Annotated in this window: 14 protein-coding genes; 7 read left to right on the plus strand and 7 right to left on the minus strand. The window is 71.0% G+C overall.

What is annotated here, in order from left to right:
* Positions 1-150 precede the first annotated feature (150 nt).
* Genes ACGFY9_RS37760 through ACGFY9_RS37780 form a run of 5 tightly spaced genes read right to left on the minus strand, consistent with a single transcriptional unit; the run spans position 151 to position 5,803 of the window.
* Positions 151-1,461 carry a DUF58 domain-containing protein gene (locus tag ACGFY9_RS37760; RefSeq protein ID WP_393761933.1) on the minus strand — a complete coding sequence of 437 codons (1,311 nt, stop codon included), beginning with the start codon at positions 1,459-1,461 and terminating at the stop codon, positions 151-153.
* Positions 1,461-2,450 (minus strand): AAA family ATPase, encoded by a 990-nt coding sequence (locus ACGFY9_RS37765; protein WP_393761934.1) that lies wholly within the window; start codon positions 2,448-2,450, stop codon positions 1,461-1,463. The genes ACGFY9_RS37760 and ACGFY9_RS37765 overlap by 1 nt, the downstream gene beginning before the upstream one ends.
* Entirely contained in the window at positions 2,450-3,643 is a 1,194-nt protein-coding gene (locus ACGFY9_RS37770) for a DUF4350 domain-containing protein (RefSeq protein ID WP_393761936.1), read from the minus strand. Before ACGFY9_RS37770 ends, ACGFY9_RS37765 begins: the two co-directional genes overlap by 1 nt.
* Entirely contained in the window at positions 3,640-4,425 is a 786-nt protein-coding gene (locus ACGFY9_RS37775) for a DUF4129 domain-containing protein (protein ID WP_393761938.1), read from the minus strand. The genes ACGFY9_RS37770 and ACGFY9_RS37775 overlap by 4 nt, the downstream gene beginning before the upstream one ends.
* 4 nt (positions 4,426-4,429) lie before the next feature.
* Positions 4,430-5,803 (minus strand): hypothetical protein, encoded by a 1,374-nt coding sequence (locus ACGFY9_RS37780; protein WP_393761940.1) that lies wholly within the window; start codon positions 5,801-5,803, stop codon positions 4,430-4,432.
* A 140-nt stretch (positions 5,804-5,943) separates the two neighbouring features.
* Between ACGFY9_RS37780 and mtnA the strand changes: the two genes are divergently transcribed.
* The 7 genes from mtnA to ACGFY9_RS37815 all read left to right on the plus strand — a co-directional run bounded on the left by mtnA (position 5,944) and on the right by ACGFY9_RS37815 (position 15,221).
* Positions 5,944-7,083, plus strand: a complete 1,140-nt coding sequence (gene mtnA / locus ACGFY9_RS37785; protein WP_393761942.1) for an S-methyl-5-thioribose-1-phosphate isomerase — start codon at positions 5,944-5,946, stop codon at positions 7,081-7,083.
* A gap of 8 nt (positions 7,084-7,091) precedes the next feature.
* The gene (gene mtrA, locus ACGFY9_RS37790; protein WP_187284748.1) at positions 7,092-7,781 is read left to right on the plus strand and encodes a two-component system response regulator MtrA; all 690 of its coding nucleotides are present in this window, start codon (positions 7,092-7,094) and stop codon (positions 7,779-7,781) included.
* A gap of 1 nt (position 7,782) precedes the next feature.
* Positions 7,783-9,867 (plus strand): MtrAB system histidine kinase MtrB, encoded by a 2,085-nt coding sequence (gene mtrB, locus ACGFY9_RS37795; RefSeq protein ID WP_393761944.1) that lies wholly within the window; start codon positions 7,783-7,785, stop codon positions 9,865-9,867.
* Positions 9,857-11,689, plus strand: a complete 1,833-nt coding sequence (locus ACGFY9_RS37800) for an LpqB family beta-propeller domain-containing protein (RefSeq protein ID WP_393761946.1) — start codon at positions 9,857-9,859, stop codon at positions 11,687-11,689. Before mtrB ends, ACGFY9_RS37800 begins: the two co-directional genes overlap by 11 nt.
* Positions 11,690-12,519: 830 nt before the next feature.
* A complete protein-coding gene (locus ACGFY9_RS37805) occupies positions 12,520-13,263 on the plus strand; it encodes a ComF family protein (protein WP_393761948.1) in 744 nt (247 codons plus the stop codon).
* A gap of 313 nt (positions 13,264-13,576) precedes the next feature.
* On the plus strand, positions 13,577-14,269 hold the full coding sequence (gene hpf, locus ACGFY9_RS37810) for a ribosome hibernation-promoting factor, HPF/YfiA family (RefSeq protein ID WP_019056767.1): 693 nt from the start codon (positions 13,577-13,579) through the stop codon (positions 14,267-14,269).
* Between the two features lie 205 nt (positions 14,270-14,474).
* Entirely contained in the window at positions 14,475-15,221 is a 747-nt protein-coding gene (locus tag ACGFY9_RS37815; protein ID WP_033287181.1) for a response regulator transcription factor, read from the plus strand.
* Positions 15,222-15,240: 19 nt separating this feature from the next.
* Here ACGFY9_RS37815 and ACGFY9_RS37820 read toward each other — a convergent pair whose 3' ends face one another.
* Together ACGFY9_RS37820 and ACGFY9_RS37825 are read right to left on the minus strand one after the other, a co-directional pair.
* The gene (locus tag ACGFY9_RS37820; protein WP_393761950.1) at positions 15,241-16,416 is read right to left on the minus strand and encodes a winged helix-turn-helix domain-containing protein; all 1,176 of its coding nucleotides are present in this window, start codon (positions 16,414-16,416) and stop codon (positions 15,241-15,243) included.
* A gap of 69 nt (positions 16,417-16,485) precedes the next feature.
* A complete protein-coding gene (locus ACGFY9_RS37825; RefSeq protein ID WP_393761952.1) occupies positions 16,486-17,055 on the minus strand; it encodes a GNAT family N-acetyltransferase in 570 nt (189 codons plus the stop codon).
* Positions 17,056-17,233 lie beyond the last annotated feature (178 nt).

A 17,233-nucleotide genomic window follows, 5' to 3' on the forward strand; every position in this document is an offset into this window, starting at 1 on the left:
CTGCAGGGGGGACCCTGTGGGAGAGTAGGACGCCGCCGAACAAATATTGCGAAAACCCCTGTACCGTTTATTCGGTACAGGGGTTTTCTGCGTTTAAGGAGTCCTGGATTCTGTAAAGGGCTCTGCCTTTTCAAGCAGGGCCCCGCCGTATTACAGACGGCCCGCACTCTTGAGAGCCAGATACGCGTCCGCCAATGCCGGTGCGAGATCGTCCGGTGTCGCGTCGACGATGGTGACGCCGGCCCGGCGGAGTTTTTCCGCGGTGCGGTCTCGTTCGGTTTGGGCGCGTGCCGCAGCCGCCGCCTCGTAGACCGCCTCCGTGTTTCCGCGGGCCGTGGCCATGCGGGCGATGTGGGGGTCTGCCACGGATGCCACCAGAACCGTATGGCGCTGGGTGAGTTGCGTGAGGACGGGGAGCAGGCCCTCTTCGACCGGGGCCGTGTCGAGGCTGGTCAGCAGGACGATCAGGGAGCGGCGGGGTGCCGTACGGATCGCGGTGGCTGCGAGCCCTCGGGCGTCTGTTTCGACGAGTTCCGGTTCGAGGGTCGCCATAGAGTTGACCAGGGACGGGAGTACGTCGCGTGCCGTGCGGCCCTGGACGAGGGCGCGGACCCGGCGGTCGTAGGCGAGCAGGTCCACGCGGTCGCCGGCGCGGGATGCCAGGGCTGCGAGGAGCAGGGCGGCGTCCATGGAGGCGTCGAGACGGGGAACGTCGCCGACGCGGCCCGCCGATGTGCGGCCGGTGTCGAGGACGAGAAGGATGTGGCGGTCGCGTTCGGGGCGCCAGGTGCGTACCGCGACCGTGGTCTGGCGGGCGGTGGCGCGCCAGTCGATGGAGCGGGTGTCGTCGCCGGGGACGTATTCGCGCAGGCTGTCGAACTCCGTGCCTTCGCCGCGGGTCAGGACGCTGGTGCGGCCGTCGAGTTCGCGCAGGCGGGCGAGTTTCGAGGGGAGGTGCTTGCGGCTGGTGAAGGGGGGCAGGACGCGTACCGCCCAGGGGACGGCGTGAGTGCCCTGGCGGGTGAGGAGGCCGAGGGGGCCGTAGGAACGGATGGTCACTCGGTCTGCGTGGCGGTCGCCGCGGCGGGTGGGGCGTAGGCGGGTGGTGAGGCGGCGGCGTTCGCCGGGCGGGACCGTCAGGCGGTGGCGGGATGCGGCGAATTCTGTGCCGGGGAGCCAGCTGCTGGGGGGCCAGGCGTCGCGGATGCGGGCTCGGAGCGGGCGGCGGGACGGGTTGGTGACCGTCAGGGTGACGTCGGCGGATTCGCCCAGGCGTACGGAGGTGTCGCCCGAGCGGGTCAGGCTCAGGTGGCGTACCGGGGCGGCCAGGGCGAAGTCGCAGGCGCAGGCCACCGCCAGGGGGGCGTTGACGGCCAGGATGCCCGTCCAGCTGGGTTCCCAGATGCCTACGGGGAGGGAGCCCAGGGCTGCGAGGAGGGCGGCGCGTCCGGTGAGGGCCATCAGCGGGGGACCGGGACGTGGGCGAGGATCGCGTTGATCACGGAGTCCGCTGTCACGCCCTCCATCTCGGCCTCGGGGCGCAGTTGTACGCGGTGGCGGAGGGTGGGGAGTGCCAGGGCCTTCACGTCGTCGGGGATGACGTAGTCGCGGCCCGTGAGCCAGGCCCACGCGCGCGAGGTGGCCAGGAGAGCGGTGGCGCCGCGTGGGGACACGCCGAGGGTGAGGGACGGCGATTCGCGGGTGGCGCGGCAGATGTCGACTACGTAGGCGGTGATTTCGAGGGAGATCGTCGTCTTGGCAACGGCCGCGCGGGCTGCTTCGAGGTCGGCGGGGCCCGCTACGGGGCGCAGGCCGGCGGCGTGCAGGTCGCGTGGGTTGAAGCCCTCGGCGTGGCGGGTGAGGACGTCGATCTCGTCCTGACGGGAGGGGAGAGGGATCGTCAGTTTGAGGAGGAAGCGGTCGAGTTGGGCCTCGGGGAGGGGGTACGTGCCCTCGTACTCGACGGGGTTCTGCGTCGCGGCGACCAGGAACGGGTCGGGGAGCGGGCGCGGGGTGCCGTCGACCGTGACCTGGCGTTCCTCCATGGCCTCCAGGAGGGACGACTGGGTCTTCGGAGGGGTGCGGTTGATCTCGTCCGCGAGGAGCAGGTTGGTGAAGACCGGGCCGGGCTGGAAGCGGAACTCGGCGGAGCGCGTGTCGTAGACCAGGGAGCCGGTGACGTCGCTCGGCATCAGGTCCGGGGTGAACTGGATGCGCTTGGTGTCGAGTTCGAGCGCGGATGCGAGGGCGCGGACGAGCAACGTTTTGGCTACTCCAGGGACTCCTTCTAGGAGAACGTGTCCGCGGCAGAGGAGGGCGACGACGAGGCCGGTCACGGCGGGGTCCTGGCCGACCACGGCTTTGGCGATCTCGGCTCGCAGGGATTCGAGGGAGGCCCGGGCGGCGTCCGGATTCCCCGTGGTCCCGGCGTTGTCAGTGGTCGGGTCCATCATGAACGGCGTACCTCTCTTTCGAGGGCGTCGAGTTGGTCGGCAAGTGCGATGAGGGCCGTGTCGTCGCTGGGCGGCGGGCCGAAGAGGAGGGCGTGCAGGGTCTGTCCGTCGCCGTGGAGGTGGGCGGAGAGCGCGGGGAGCAGGGCTTCGGGCGCGTGCGCCTGGGAGACGGGGACGCCTACGAGGGGGGCGAGGCGAGTGCGGGTGGTGGAGCGCAGGACGTTGGCCGCGCGGTCGCGGGCGTTGGCCTTGCGGTAGAGGCGGGCGCGGCCTTCGACGGCTTCGGAGGCGCGGATCGCCACGGGGAGTTTCTCGGGTACCAGGGGGCCCAGTCGGCGTGCCCGCCACAGGGCGGCCAGGCCTGCGGCGATGAACAGCTGCAGGGTGCCCCAGAGCCAGCCCGAGGGGAGCAGGTCGAAGAAGCTCTGGCTGCCGGAGTCGGTGGCCGAGGTGTCGGACAGCGAGGGGAGGTACCAGACCAGATGGGGGCGGGAGCCGAGGAGTTGGAGGGCGAGCGAGGCGTTGCCCTGCTTGTCGAGACGCTTGTTGAAGAAGATGTCGGGCGAGCCGATGACGACGGTGTCGCCGCTCCCGGACGCGTCCGGGAGCCGGAGCAGGGTCGGCATGCCGTTGCTGGTGTAGCACTCGTCGGCGTCGGCGGCTGTGGTCGTGTACCTGTAGGCGCCGGTTTCCGCGTCGCCCGCGCGCTGGGCGGCGGGCAGGGAGCAGTCGGGGGACAGCAGTGTGTCGAAACTGGTTCCGGCGTCCGCGGTGAGCTCGGGGGCGAGCCGGGGCAGGGACGCGGGACCCGGGGCGACGAGGACCGAACGGCTGCCGGAGTTCGCGAACGCCGAGTGCAGGCCGGACTGTTGACGCTTGGTCAGCAGGTCGGGGACGGCGACGAGGAGGGTGGTGTCCGGGCCGGCCGCGGCGCGGGCCTGGGCCAGGGTGGTGACCACGCGCGTGGACACGCCCCGGTCGCCGAGGAGTTCGGCGACGGCACGGCTGCCGTAGGGGTCGGCGGAGCGCGGGTCGAGGTCGCCGTGCCGGGCGCCGGAGCGGATCGCGGCGATCGCCACGGCGGCAGCCAGGAGGATCACGAGGGCGAGGAGGATGCCCCGCGCGCGGGTCCATACCTGGCGGGCGGTCGGCGAGGCCGAGGTGGCGGGAAGCGTGGCCTCCGCGGTCATTCGGCGGCCCCCTGGCTGGTCTGGTGGGCCGTGCTGTGGGCGCTGCTCGTGAGGACGGGCCTGGTGCGCTCCAGGCCGCGGTCGAGGTCGGCGATGCGGCGGTACGACTGCTCGCTCGCGACGCGTCCGCCGTATGTCACATCGTCGAAGTGTGCGGCGGCGGCGCGGAGTTCGGCCGTGTGCGAGGGCAGTGCGCGGCCGGCTTCCGCGACCGCTTCGTCGGCTGTGCGGCCGGGGCGGGCGTCGAGCAGGGCCCGTTCCTCCAGGGCGCGGACGATGGCACGCATGCGTTCCTGCACGGCGGGGTTCCAGTGTCCCTGGGCGGCGTGCGCCTCGGCGGCCGCGCGGTGCTCGGCGGCGCTGCGGGGGCCGTCCTCGAACAGGGCGGCGGCGGAGACGGGTTGGCGGTGCGGGGTGCCGAGGCGCCACCACAGGGCGGCGACGACGACGAGGACGGCCAGGATGACGACGACCAGGCCGAGCGTGCCGCCGGGTGCCGCCTCCGATGCGCTGCCGAACAGTTTGTCGATCCAGTCCCAGATGGCGTCCAGGGCCCGCTGCACCAGGCTGGGGTCGTTCTCGTGGTACATCTGCTTGGACAGTTCACGCCGGGCCGCCTCCCGCGCGGGGTCGCGCGGGATCGTCACCGGCGGCTCGTCGCCCGAGAGGGCTGATGACCGTACGACTGTGCCGTGGGCGCGCAGCAGTGCCCCCGCGGTCGATTCGACGGCACGCGGCAGCGCCGTGGGTACCGCTGTGAGAACTCCCCCCGCGAGGCTCACCGCATCAACTCCCCGGAGTGGGGCCGGGGGCGGCGGTGTCGTAGTCCTGGACGCCGGCGGCGCGGGCCAGGTCGAGGTCGAGGGCCTCGCGGCGGATGCGCTGGTCGATGTACAGGAGCACGGTGACGCCCGCCGTGATCGGGAACGCGATCATGCGGCCGATCACCGAGCCGAGGCCGCTGATGATGAGGAACGTCCAGCCGAGGCCGCCGGTGCCGTCGACGAGACCGCTGAGGCCGTCGCCGCTGAACAGCCCGGCGATGAAGGCGAACGGGATGACGAGGATGGACGACAGGATGCTCGCGATGATCTGGGCGAGCAGCTGGATGCCGAAGATCCGCCACCAGGAGCCGCGCACCAGCTTCGCGGAGCGGCTCATCGACTTGATGATGCCCTGCTTCTCCAGCATGAGCGCGGGCGAGGCCAGGGAGAAGCGGATCGCCAGCCAGAGGGTGACGACGCAGCCGGCGAGACCACCGAGGACGGCGAGCGCGATCCCTCCGTCCTGCGACCCGGTGACGGCCACGATGATGCCCGGCACGGTGGGGACGCCGATCAGGACGACGGCCATGAGGATCAGCAGGCAGATCAGGCCGAACAGCTTGAGCACCTGGGGGCGCGCGTCGCGCCAGGCCTCTCCGGCGGTGACCGGCTTGCCGAGTACGGCGCGGCTGGTGACCGAGGTGAGCAGGGCGGTGGCGACGACGGTGCCGATGAGGACGACCAGGTAGACGACGCCGGTACTGAGGAAGGCCTCGCTCATGGCGCGGGTCACTTCGGAGGCGCTGGCGTTCGGGTCGTCGAGGGCCTGGGTGCTGGCGAGGTCGTTGAAGGCGAAGCCCTGGACGAGGACGACGACGGTCTGCATGACGACGGCGACGGTGAGCGAGATGCCCAGGACCGTGCGCCAGTAGGTGCGCATGGTGGAGACGGCGCCGTCGAGGATCTCGCCCACGCCGAGCGGGCGGAGCGGGATCACGCCGGGCTTGGCCGCGGGCGGGGGGCCGCCCCAGCCGGTTCCCCAGCCGCCGGGCCCGCCGTTGCCGCCAGGACCGCCGTAACCTCCGTAGCCGCCGTATCCCCCAGGGCCTCCGGGGCTGGCCGGGCCGCCGGGGTGGCCGCCGCCCCAGCCCGGGCCCGGCGGTGGGGGAGGCGGTGCCTGGCCCTGGCCCGGAGCGCCGGTGGGCGCGGACCACTGGGCGGGTGGCGGCTGCTCCTTGGACCACTGCGGGCCGGAGCCCGAGGGGTCCGTGCCCTGCTGGTCCGCGGGCTGTGCGGTACCGGGGCCGTCGGCCGGCTCGGCGGGACCGGACGCGCCGGGCTCGGGCCCGTCGGGCGGGGCGGATCCGGGCGAGGCCCAGCCCGGAGTGTCGTTCATCGTCGCTCCTTCACGGTGCCCGTCCGCGGGCGCGGCGGCAGGTTGGCAGCCATCGTGCCATGGGGTGGTCGAGCGGTGACCGGCCGCGGTATGGGCTGCACACCTTCAATTGTCCGCCGGATACGGGGCAGACTGACCGCATGGCTGATCAGTACGCGGAATCCGGCGAGGACGGCCGGCCGACCGAGATACCCGCTATCCGTTGGGACGAGCCCCCCGAGGGACCTGTGCTGGTCCTGCTCGACCAGACGAGACTGCCCGCCGAGGAGGTCGAGCTGGTGTGCACGGACGCGTCCGCGCTGGTGGACGCGATCCGCTCGCTGGCGGTGCGCGGTGCGCCGCTGCTCGGCATCGCGGGGGCGTACGGCGTCGCGCTCGCCGCCGCGCGGGGCTTCGACGTGGACGAGGCCGCGATCGCGCTGGCGGGCGCCCGGCCCACCGCGGTGAACCTCTCCGTCGGCGTGCGCAGGGCCCAGGCCGCGCACCGGGCCGCGCTCGCCGAGGGAGGCGGTGCCGAGCTGGCGGCGGGGGCCGCGTTGGCTGCGGCGCGGCGGTTGCACCGGGAGGACGCCGAGGCCAGCGCGCGGATGGCCGCGCACGGGCTGGTCCTGCTGGATGAGCTGCTGCCGGGCGGTGGGCACCGGATTCTGACCCACTGCAACACCGGGGCGCTGGTGTCGGGCGGCGAGGGCACGGCCTTCGCGGTGGCGCTCGCGGCGCACCGGGACGGGCGGCTGAGGCGGCTGTGGGTGGACGAAACGCGTCCGTTGCTGCAAGGTGCTCGCCTGACGGCGTATGAGGCGGCACGCAACGGAATGGCGTACACCTTGCTCACGGACAACGCGGCGGGCTCTTTGTTCGCGGCCGGGGAGGTGGACGCGGTACTGATCGGGGCGGACCGGATCGCCGCCGACGGTTCGGTGGCGAACAAGGTGGGGAGCTATCCGCTCGCCGTGCTCGCCCGGTATCACCATGTGCCGTTCATCGTGGTGGCGCCGGTGACGACGGTGGATATGGACACGCCGGACGGGGCGTCTATCGAGGTGGAGCAGCGCCCCGGCTTCGAAGTGACGGAGATCACGTCACCCCAAGTGACGGTGTCGGGAGCGGGAGGCGGGATTCCGGTGGCACCGCTGGGGACCCAGGCGTACAACCCGGCGTTCGACGTGACGCCTCCCGAGCTGGTGACGGCGATCGTCACCGAAGAAGGCGCTGTTTCGCCCGTGACGGCGGAGGCGCTGGCAGAGCTGTGTGACAGGTCACGACAGGTAACGATTTAGTTAATGGGATGATGTCGTTTATGAAGGGACGAGTCCTTGTCGTCGATGACGACACCGCACTGGCCGAGATGCTCGGCATTGTGTTGCGTGGTGAAGGTTTTGAGCCGTCTTTCGTAGCCGACGGCGACAAGGCGCTGGCCGCTTTCCGTGAGAGCAAGCCCGACCTGGTGCTCCTGGACCTGATGCTGCCCGGACGGGACGGTATCGAGGTGTGCCGCCTGATCAGGGCGGAGTCCGGGGTGCCGATCGTGATGCTCACGGCTAAGAGCGACACCGTCGATGTCGTGGTGGGCCTGGAGTCGGGCGCTGACGACTACATCGTGAAGCCGTTCAAGCCGAAGGAGCTGGTCGCCCGGATCCGGGCGCGGCTACGGAGGTCGGAGGAACCGGCGCCCGAGCAGCTCGCCATAGGCGATCTGGTCATCGACGTGGCCGGTCACTCCGTGAAGCGGGACGGGCAGTCGATCGCGCTGACGCCGCTGGAGTTCGACCTGCTGGTCGCGCTGGCCCGTAAGCCGTGGCAGGTGTTCACGCGTGAGGTGCTCCTGGAGCAGGTCTGGGGCTACCGGCACGCGGCGGACACCCGGCTGGTGAACGTGCATGTCCAGCGGCTGCGTTCCAAGGTCGAGAAGGACCCGGAGCGGCCGGAGATCGTGGTGACCGTCCGCGGGGTTGGTTACAAGGCGGGACCGAGCTGACATGTCCAGGGACAGTGCCGCTTCGGCGCCCGGGGGGTCCGGGGCCCGCGCGGGGCGGCCTGTCGGCCGGACGTCGGCGGGCTCCCGCTGGGGACGCCTGTGGGAGGGCGTGCTGCTGCAGGGCGGCGTCCAGGGCAGCCCGGTCCTCCGCCTGTTCATGCGCTGGGTGCGCCGGCCGCTGCTGCCGGTCATGCGGCTGTGGCGGCGCAACATCCAGCTCAAGGTCGTCGTCACGACCCTGTTGATGTCGCTGGGCGTCGTCCTGCTGCTGGGCTTCGTCGTCATCGGCCAAGTGCGCAACGGCCTGCTGGACGCCAAGGTGAAGGCCTCGCAGAGCCAGGCCACGGGCGGTTTCGCCGTGGCCAAGCAGCGGGCCGACGAGGCGGGCAGCGGTGCCGCCGCCGACGGTTCCGCGACCGACGACGGTTCCTCCCAGAACGTCATCTCCTGGATGAGCGACCTCGTGTCGTCGTTGTCCAGCGGCGGCCAGGGCGCCTTCGACGTGGTGACACTGCCCGCGGGCATGGACAGCGGCAGCGGACGCAGCCCGCGCGGCTCCGGGTACGTCGACCCGTCCGCGAGCGTGCCCGAGGACCTGCGCGCGCGGGTCAACGACCGTACGACGGCGGCCCAGAGCTACACCCGCATCATCTACAGCAACGGCAAGGAGTCCCAGCCGGCGCTGGTCGTGGGCAAGCAGGTCAACGACCCGAACGGCGATCCCTACCAGCTGTACTACCTCTTCCCGCTCACCCAGGAGGAGAAGTCGCTCAGCCTGGTCAAGGGGACCCTTGCCACCGCCGGGCTCTTCGTCGTCGTACTCCTGGGGGCCATCGCCTGGCTCGTCGTGCGGCAGGTTGTCACGCCGGTGCGGATGGCTGCCGGGATCGCCGAGCGGCTGTCCGCCGGGCGCCTACAGGAGCGCATGAAGGTCACCGGTGAGGATGACATCGCGCGGCTCGGCGAGGCCTTCAACAAGATGGCGCAGAACCTCCAGCTGAAGATCCAGCAGCTGGAGGACCTGTCGCGGATGCAGCGGCGGTTCGTGTCCGACGTCTCGCACGAGCTGCGGACGCCGCTGACGACCGTACGGATGGCGGCCGATGTCATCCATGACGCGCGCGTGGACTTCGATCCGATGACCGCGCGGTCGGCCGAACTGCTGGCCGACCAGCTGGACCGGTTCGAGACGCTGCTCGCGGACCTGCTGGAGATCAGCCGCTTCGACGCGGGCGCGGCAGCCCTGGAGGCCGAGCCGATAGACCTCAGAGAGGTCGTACGGCGGGTCCTCAGCGGCGCCGAGCCGCTCGCCGAGCGCAAGGGCACGCAGATACGCGTCGTCGGCGACCAGCAGCCCGTGGTGGCCGAGGCGGATGCCCGGCGGGTGGAGCGGGTGCTGCGCAATCTCGTCGTCAACGCCGTGGAGCACGGCGACGGCAAGGACGTCATAGTCAAGCTCGCCACCGCGGGCGGGGCGGTCGCCATCGCGGTGCGCGACTACGGAGTCGGGCTCAAGCCCGGTGAGGCCACCCGGGTGTTCAGCCGCTTCTGGCGGGCGGACCCGGCACGCGCGCGTACCACCGGCGGTACGGGACTGGGGCTGTCCATCGCCCTGGAGGACGCGCGACTGCACGGCGGCTGGCTGCAGGCGTGGGGGGAGCCGGGCGGCGGTTCGCAGTTCCGGCTGACGCTGCCGCGGACCGCGGACGAACCGCTACGGGGCTCGCCGATACCCCTGGAACCCAAGGACTCACGCCGTAATCGTGGACTTAATGACGCCGGTCTGGCGAGTGGGGGCGGTGACAAGCGCGCGACGGTCCCCGTGCAGCCGATGGGCGACCAGGGGGCGCCGATATCCGCGCGGACCCCGATCGCCCCGAGGATGGGCGCCACGACTGCCACGGCGGACCCGACGGCGCTGCCCGGCAACGGTGCGCGCGTGGTTCCCCGGCCGACCGGCGGCACCCGGCGGCAGGAGGACCGGTCGCCCGCGGAGCCGGCCCGGAGCGAGGCCGCGGGCAGCACGGACCCGGCCGGCGTACCGGAGGAATCGAACAAGCAGGGGGAGGCATCTCGTGGGCGCTGACCGCGCGGGGGGCGCCCGGCGGAAGCCGGCACGCGCGGCGGCGTACGTCGCGATGGGCGTCGTAGTGCTGGCGGGTTGTGCCTCGATGCCCGACAGCGGGGATCTCCGGGGGGTCGAGTCGACGCCCCGACAGGACACCCAGGTGCGCGTTTTCGCGATGCCGCCCCGGGAGGACGCGTCGCAGGGAGAGATCGTGCAGGGCTTCCTGGAGGCGCTGACCAGCGACGATCCGAACTACAAGACGGCGCGCATGTACCTGTCCGCCAAGGCCGCGCGGAACTGGCAGCCCGAGTTGTCCACCACGGTGCTCGCCGACGGGCCGAGCACGGAGGCCGTCCGTCCCCCGGTCGGCCGGGAGGACACCGGCACCTTCACGTACACCCTGACCGGCGACCGGGTCGCCACGGTGGACTCCCAGCAGGCGTATGCCCCGGCGGACGGGAAGTACAGCAAGGCCGTACATCTGACGAAGGACGCGAAGAGCGGCCAGTGGCGTATCGACGACCTGCCGCAGGGCGTCGTCATGGGTGAGTCGGACTTCCAGCGCAACTACATGTCGGTCAACAAGTACTACTTCGCGTCGAACACGACGGCAGGGACGAGCTCCCAGCCGATCGCGGTCGCCGACCCCGTGTTCGTACGGCGGCGGGTGGACCCCATGACGCAGATGGTGCGGTCGCTCCTGAACGGGCCCACCAGTTGGCTCGGGCCCGTGGTCAGGTCGAGTTTCCCCACCGGGACGGCGCTGCGGAAGGGTGTCACCTCGCTGACGCCCGACGACCAGAACAAGCTGACCGTCCCGTTGAACCAGAGGGCCTCGCGGGTGGGGCTGGCCCGGTGCAACGAGATGGCCACGCAGATCCTCTTCACGCTCCGGACCATGACCCCCACGGTGGACAAGGTCGAGCTGCAGGCAGCCAACGGCGCGCAGTTGTGCGTCTACAACGAGGGCAACGCGGACACCCTCGCGGCACACGGTGCCGTGAACCGGCCCGAGTATCTGTACTTCCTCGACGACAAGCACCGCGTGGTGCGGATGTCCAGCGGCGGCACGCGCGCCGATCCGGTGCCGGGCGCGCTGGGGGAGGGCGAGAAGCAGCTGCGGTCGGTGGCGGTGTCGCGCGACGAGGAGACCGGAGCCGGGGTCGGCCTCGACGGGAAGTCGCTCTACGTCGGGTCGATGGTGTCCGGTGCCTCGCTCGGGGACCCCGTGCTGACCAGCCAGGGCAAGACGGAGGCCGACCGGCTGACGGCTCCCAGCTGGGACGCACAGGGCGACCTCTGGGTGGCCGACCGGGACCCGGAGAAGCCCCGGCTGCTCCTGCTGCAGAAGGGCGCGGGACAGCCGATAGCGGTGGAGATGCCGGGTCTTGACGGCCGTATCGAATCGGTGCGGGTGGCCGCCGACGGGGTGCGGATCGCGCTCGTCGTGGAGAAGAACGGCAAGCGGTCCCTGCTCGTCGGGCGGATCCAGCGGACGGGATCGGCGGGGGAGACACCGGTGGTCTCGGTCCTCGAACTGCGGTCCGTCACCCCGGACTTGGAGGAGATCACGGCCATGTCTTGGGCCGGGGACAGCCGGCTCGTGGTGGTGGGGCGCGAGCACGAGGGCGTGGTGCAGATGCGGTACGTCCAGGTCGACGGCTCCACGCCCGAGGGCCCGGCGCCCGCGGCCCTGACCGGGGTGAAGGAGATCGCCGCGTCCGAGGACGACAAGCTGCCGCTGGTGGCCTACTCGGAGGACGGGATCGTACGGCTGTCCAGCGGGGCGCAGTGGCAGAAGGTCGTCAAGACGGGGTCGGCGCCGGTCTATCCGGGGTGACGTGTCGGCGCGTCAACGCGTCGAGGCATTGAGGTGGCGGACTGAAAGTGGCCGTCTCCGGTCGGGCCGAGGCTCGGTTGGGGGCGGCCGTTCGCGTGTTCCGGGGTGGCCTTGCACTCGTGTGGGTGACGGTCGTTGACGGTTGCGCGGAGTTGTCCACAGGCCGTTGTCCACAGGGGTGGCCGGTCGGTCGGGGCGTTGGCACAGTGGTGGGCATGCGGGGGTGGTGGCGGGACCTCACGGATCTGGTGCTGCCGGCCGAGTGCGGAGGCTGCGGCTGGCCTCGCACGGTGCTCTGCCCTGAGTGCCGTGCCGCCCTGAACGGGGCCGTACCGAGCCGGGTGCGACCGATGCCCGAGCCGCCGGGGCTGCCGGCGACGTACGCGGCGGCTCCCTACGCGGACGAGGTGAGGGCGGTGCTCCTCGCTCATAAGGAACGGGGTGCGCTGGGGCTTGCGGGGGCGTTGGGGGCGGCTTTGGCGGGGGCTGTGCGGGTGGGGCTTCGGGAGGGCTGGGGGCGAGGCTACGGAGCTGTGGCGGGGCGTGATGCGGGCTTGCTGATGATGGACGGGGGTGTGGCAGGGCTGGGCGGGGGCTTGGTGCAGGCATGTGGGGAGCTGAGGGAGGAAGCCGACAGGGGCGGTTGGGCGCGGGGCGCGGCAGAACGGTTGGGGTGGGATGCGGGGGATCCGGGCTCCGGAGGTGGGCAGGTCGCGGGGGCGGGGGTGGCCGGGTCTGGCACGGGAGAGGTGGGACAGGCGGCGGCAGAGGTTCCGGGGCCTGGCGCAGGGCTTGGTGCGGCGCCGAGTGGGCGGGATCAGGCAGATCAGGTGCTGGGCGGGCAGGGTCGGGTACGGCAGCCGCAGGCACGGCAGGCCCACGCTGCGGAAGCCGCGCAGGCTCGGGCAGGACATCTCCAGGCTCAGGTCGGGCAGGTTCAGGCAGGGCATCGCCAGCCGCAAGGCGGGTGGCGGGTGGATGCCGGTCGGGTTCCGTCCCGGAGTCACGGTCACGGTCAGGTGCCGGTGTTGCTTGTCCCCGTGCCTTCTGCGCGTAGCACCGTGCGGGCTCGGGGGCATGATCCGGCCCGGCGGATCGCGCTCGCGGCGGCGACGGAGTTGCGGCGGACCGGGACGCCGGCCCGGGTGGCGGCCGTGTTGCGGCAGCGGCGCTGGGTCGCCGATCAGTCGGGGCTCAACTCACGGGAGCGGATGGGGAATCTCGACGGAGCGCTGGAGGTGGTCGCGGGTGGTGCGCGGTTGCTCGTCGGAGGTCCGGTGGTGCTCGTCGATGACCTGATGACGACCGGGGCCTCCTTGAGGGAGGCGGCGCGTGCCGTGCGGGAGGCGATCACGGGCGGCGGAGAAGTTGGCGCAACCGGCGCTGTGTATGCGCGTGTGGCCAGGGAAGGCAGAGAGGAACACATCGACAGATCAAACGGCAGATCAATGGAGAACGGGAGGGACATGGCACTCAGTGCACCGGGAATCGTGAGGGTGAACGGTCCCGCTGACCTGATCTGCGCCGCAGTGATCGCGGCGTCGCCGGATTCCTTCGAAATAAACCGGAACTGACCGTGAACTTGCGTCGTTGCAGGTAATGACAGGGTCAATTCACCTGAACGGAGGTACGCGGCGGTAGAGGGTGACGACATCCGTCCGGGCGAGATATGTTCGGTTGTGAGAGAAAGGCGCAGGCCGCACCTCTCCTATCCGAATGCCGTGCTGCGGGTTTTCTGCAATCACCCGCGGCCATGGGGTGGAGATCTTGCCCATGGGGGAGGAGGAGGTGGAAGTCACCGAGTCCGAGGTTCCGGGGTGACCGGAGCCTGGTGCGAAAGGGAGACGCTCCGCAGCGAAGCGGAGCGATCCGGGAACGGAGTTCTGCGTGGACATCGTCGTCAAGGGCCGCAAGACCGAGGTGCCCGAGCGGTTCCGCAAGCACGTGGCCGAGAAGCTGAAGCTGGAGAAGATCCAGAAGCTCGACGGCAAGGTGATCAGCCTCGACGTGGAGGTGTCCAAGGAGCCGAACCCCCGACAGGCCGACCGCTGTGACCGAGTGGAGATCACGCTCCGCTCTCGCGGTCCGGTGATCCGGGCGGAGGCATCGGCCAACGATCCGTACGCGGCGCTCGACCTCGCGGCGGAGAAGCTGGATGCCCGGCTGCGCAAGCAGCACGACAAGCGCAACACGCGACGCGGCGCCCGTCGGCTCACCGCCGCCGAGGTCCCCGACCACGTCCCGGGCGCCGCGACGCTCAACGGCAACGGCCATGCCGTCCCGGACGAGCAGTCGGACGGTGTGCCCACCAAGAAGATCGGCTCGCTGGAGGTCAAGGGCGAAGGCCCCCTCGTCGTCCGCGAGAAGACCCACGTCGCCTCTCCGATGTCCCTCGACCAGGCGCTCTACGAGATGGAACTGGTCGGACACGACTTCTACCTGTTCGTCGACTCCGAGACCAAGGAACCGAGCGTCGTCTACCGACGGCACGCCTACGACTACGGCGTCATCCACCTCAGCACGGACCCGATGGTCACGCAGGCGCAACCGCCGGCGGCCGGCGGCACGCTGGGCGGCTGACCCACCCGGCAGACAGTTGAGCCGGTGCCCCTGGAGCGCGTGTGCGCCCCCAGGGGCACCGGTGTGCGACCACTTCGCGCCCCGCTCCGTGACCGCACTGTCGTCCGGGCATGGAATCATGGCCGTACAGGCCCAACCGGTGGGCCGCTGCCTTGGGTTGGCGATGGCACAGGACCACAGGCCACAGCCTTCAGGGGGAGGAACGATGGCGGACAGCTTCGGACCGATGCATGTCGGGGATGCCGACGGCGGCGTCGTCGGCATGGGCCCGGAAGCGGGCTCGACACGCAAGGAGCCGATCAGAGTCCTTGTCGTGGACGACCACGCCCTCTTCCGCCGCGGCCTGGAGATCGTGCTGGCGGCCGAGGAGGACATCCAGGTCGTCGGCGAGGCGGGCGACGGCGCCGAAGCCGTGGACAAGGCCGCGGATCTGCTGCCGGACATCGTCCTGATGGACGTACGGATGCCGAAGCGGGGCGGGATCGAGGCGTGCACCTCCATCAAGGAGGTGGCGCCCAGCGCGAAAATCATCATGCTCACGATCAGCGACGAAGAGGCCGATCTCTACGACGCGATCAAGGCGGGCGCGACGGGTTATCTCCTCAAGGAGATCTCGACCGACGAAGTGGCCACCGCCATTCGCGCCGTGGCCGACGGACAGTCACAGATCAGCCCCTCCATGGCGTCGAAACTGCTCACCGAGTTCAAGTCGATGATCCAGCGCACCGACGAGCGCCGGCTGGTGCCCGCACCCCGGCTCACCGACCGTGAGCTGGAGGTTCTCAAACTCGTCGCCACCGGAATGAACAACCGCGATATCGCCAAGCAGTTGTTCATCTCCGAGAACACCGTGAAGAACCATGTGCGCAACATCCTGGAGAAGCTGCAGCTGCACTCCAGGATGGAGGCGGTCGTCTACGCGATGCGGGAGAAGATCCTGGAGATCCGCTGACCCTCGGGGCAGGTGTCCCTCAGGCCAGGAGACGGACCAGTTCTCTGGCGAGGGGGGCGCGCAGCTCGGGGGCGGCGACCCGCTCCACGCGTACGTCCGTGCAGTCCACCCAGCTCGCGGCCTCGACCAGGGCCTGGGCCACGGACGGGACGGCCTTCGCGCCGTCCAGGGTGACCTGCTTGGCCACCAGGGTGCGGCCCTCGCGCGCGGGGTCGACGCGACCGACCAGCCGGCCTCCCGCGAGCACCGGCATCGCGAAGTAGCCGTAGATCCGCTTGGGCTTGGGGACGTAGGCCTCCAGACGGTGGGTGAAGCCGAAGATGCGCTCCGTGCGGGCCCGCTCCCAGATCAGGGAGTCGAACGGGGACAGGAGTGTCGTGCGGTGGCGGCCGCGCGGGGGTGTCTCCAGGGCCGCCGGGTCGGCCCAGGCGGGCTTGGCCCAGCCCTCGACCGTGACCGGGACCAGGCCCGAGTCGGCGATCACCGCGTCGACCTGCTCGCCCTTGAGGCGGTGGTAGTCGGCGATGTCCGCGCGCGTGCCGACGCCCAAGGACTGGCCCGCCAGGGCGACCAGCCGGCGGAGGCACTCCGTGTCATCCAGCTCGTCGTGCAGCAGCGCCTGCGGGATCGCGCGCTCGGCGAGGTCGTACACCCGCTTCCAGCCGCGGCGCTCCACGCACACCACCTCGCCGTACATGAGGGCGCGCTCGACAGCGACCTTGGCGCCGGACCAGTCCCACCACTCGCTGGTGCGCTTGGCGCCGCCCAACTCCGTCGAGGTGAGCGGGCCTTCGGCGCGGAGCTGCTTGATGACCTGGTCGTAGGTGCCGTCGGGGAGGTCGTGGTTCCAGTGCGGGCGGCTCCGGTAGGCGCGGCGGCGGAACGCGAAGTGGGGCCACTCCTCCACGGGGAGGATGCACGCGGCGTGGGACCAGTACTCGAAGGCGTGCGTCTGGGTCCAGTACGCGTCCTCGACCGTCCTGCGGGGGACGGCGCCGAGGCGGGCGTACGGGATCAGTTCGTGGGAGCGGGCGAGGACCGAGATGGTGTCGAGCTGGACCGCGCCGAGATGGCGGAGCACGCCGCGCACGCCCCCGCGGCGGTCGGGGGCGCCGAGGAAACCCTGGGCACGCAGGGCGATGCGGCGGGCGTCGTCTGCCGACAGGTCGGTCGTGGGGCGCGGGGCACTCGTCATGTCTCCGCACGATAGAGGGTGGCACTGACAACGCGGGCTGAGCTGGGGATTCGTCCCGCTACGGCTGCGCTACGGCTGGGTGGGCAGGTACGGCGCGGTCGACGGCAGGCCCAGGTCCGACGGGAGCAGGGAGCCGACCCAGCAGTCCCGTCGTACGCCCTTGTTGTTGATCGCGGAGCGGAGCGTGCCCTCGATGGTGAAACCGGCGTGTTCGGCCACCGCGCGGGAGCCCTTGTTGCCGACCTCCGCGCGCCATTCCACGCGGTCGATCGACATGCGGGTGAAGGCCCAGCGGGAGACGGCGACGGTGGCCTCGGTGATGTAGCCGTTGCCGCGGTGTTCCTTCGTGGCCCAGAAGCCGACCTCGCCGACGCCCAGGGAGCGCATCGTGATGGCGAGCATGCCCACCAACTCACCTTCGGGGAGAAAGACACCGAAGGTGAACATCGAACCGTGCTCCCAGCCCTCCGGGACCAGTTGCTCGGTGAAACTCTGCGCGTGCTCCAGGAGGTAGGGCGAGGGGATCGTCGTCCAGCGCTGGATCTCGGGGTCCTGGGCGGCGGAATACACGACGTCGGTGTCCTGCGGGCCGACGGCGCGCAGGAGGAGACGGTCGGTCGTGAGCGTGACGGGTTCCATCGGCCGATTCTGCTCGGGGGCGCACAAGGACGCCATGCTTTTGCGCTGCGTGAGCGGGTGATCACAATTCGCGCAATTCCTCGGAGGGGCGCGGCACCATCGGCGACCCCCGGCCGTTGTCCCTTTGAAGCAGATTTGAAGGAGTGGACGGTCGGCGTCCCCGGCAGGCTCCCGGCGT

This window comes from Streptomyces sp. NPDC048504 (assembly GCF_043200035.1).
In the GTDB taxonomy this organism is placed as follows: Bacteria; Actinomycetota; Actinomycetes; order Streptomycetales; family Streptomycetaceae; genus Streptomyces.

What these genes read in the sequence shown, in the direction of transcription:
- ACGFY9_RS37825 (WP_393761952.1), bottom strand. Translation starts at nt 17,055, where the DNA reads ATGGAACCCGTCACGCTCACGACCGACCGTCTCCTCCTGCGCGCCGTC.
- ACGFY9_RS37815 (WP_033287181.1), top strand. Translation starts at nt 14,475, where the DNA reads ATGGCGGACAGCTTCGGACCGATGCATGTCGGGGATGCCGACGGCGGC.
- ACGFY9_RS37820 (WP_393761950.1), bottom strand. Translation starts at nt 16,416, where the DNA reads ATGACGAGTGCCCCGCGCCCCACGACCGACCTGTCGGCAGACGACGCC.
- mtrB (WP_393761944.1), top strand. Translation starts at nt 7,783, where the DNA reads ATGTCCAGGGACAGTGCCGCTTCGGCGCCCGGGGGGTCCGGGGCCCGC.
- ACGFY9_RS37780 (WP_393761940.1), bottom strand. Translation starts at nt 5,803, where the DNA reads ATGAACGACACTCCGGGCTGGGCCTCGCCCGGATCCGCCCCGCCCGAC.
- ACGFY9_RS37770 (WP_393761936.1), bottom strand. Translation starts at nt 3,643, where the DNA reads ATGACCGCGGAGGCCACGCTTCCCGCCACCTCGGCCTCGCCGACCGCC.
- ACGFY9_RS37765 (WP_393761934.1), bottom strand. Translation starts at nt 2,450, where the DNA reads ATGGACCCGACCACTGACAACGCCGGGACCACGGGGAATCCGGACGCC.
- mtnA (WP_393761942.1), top strand. Translation starts at nt 5,944, where the DNA reads ATGGCTGATCAGTACGCGGAATCCGGCGAGGACGGCCGGCCGACCGAG.
- ACGFY9_RS37760 (WP_393761933.1), bottom strand. Translation starts at nt 1,461, where the DNA reads ATGGCCCTCACCGGACGCGCCGCCCTCCTCGCAGCCCTGGGCTCCCTC.
- mtrA (WP_187284748.1), top strand. Translation starts at nt 7,092, where the DNA reads ATGATGTCGTTTATGAAGGGACGAGTCCTTGTCGTCGATGACGACACC.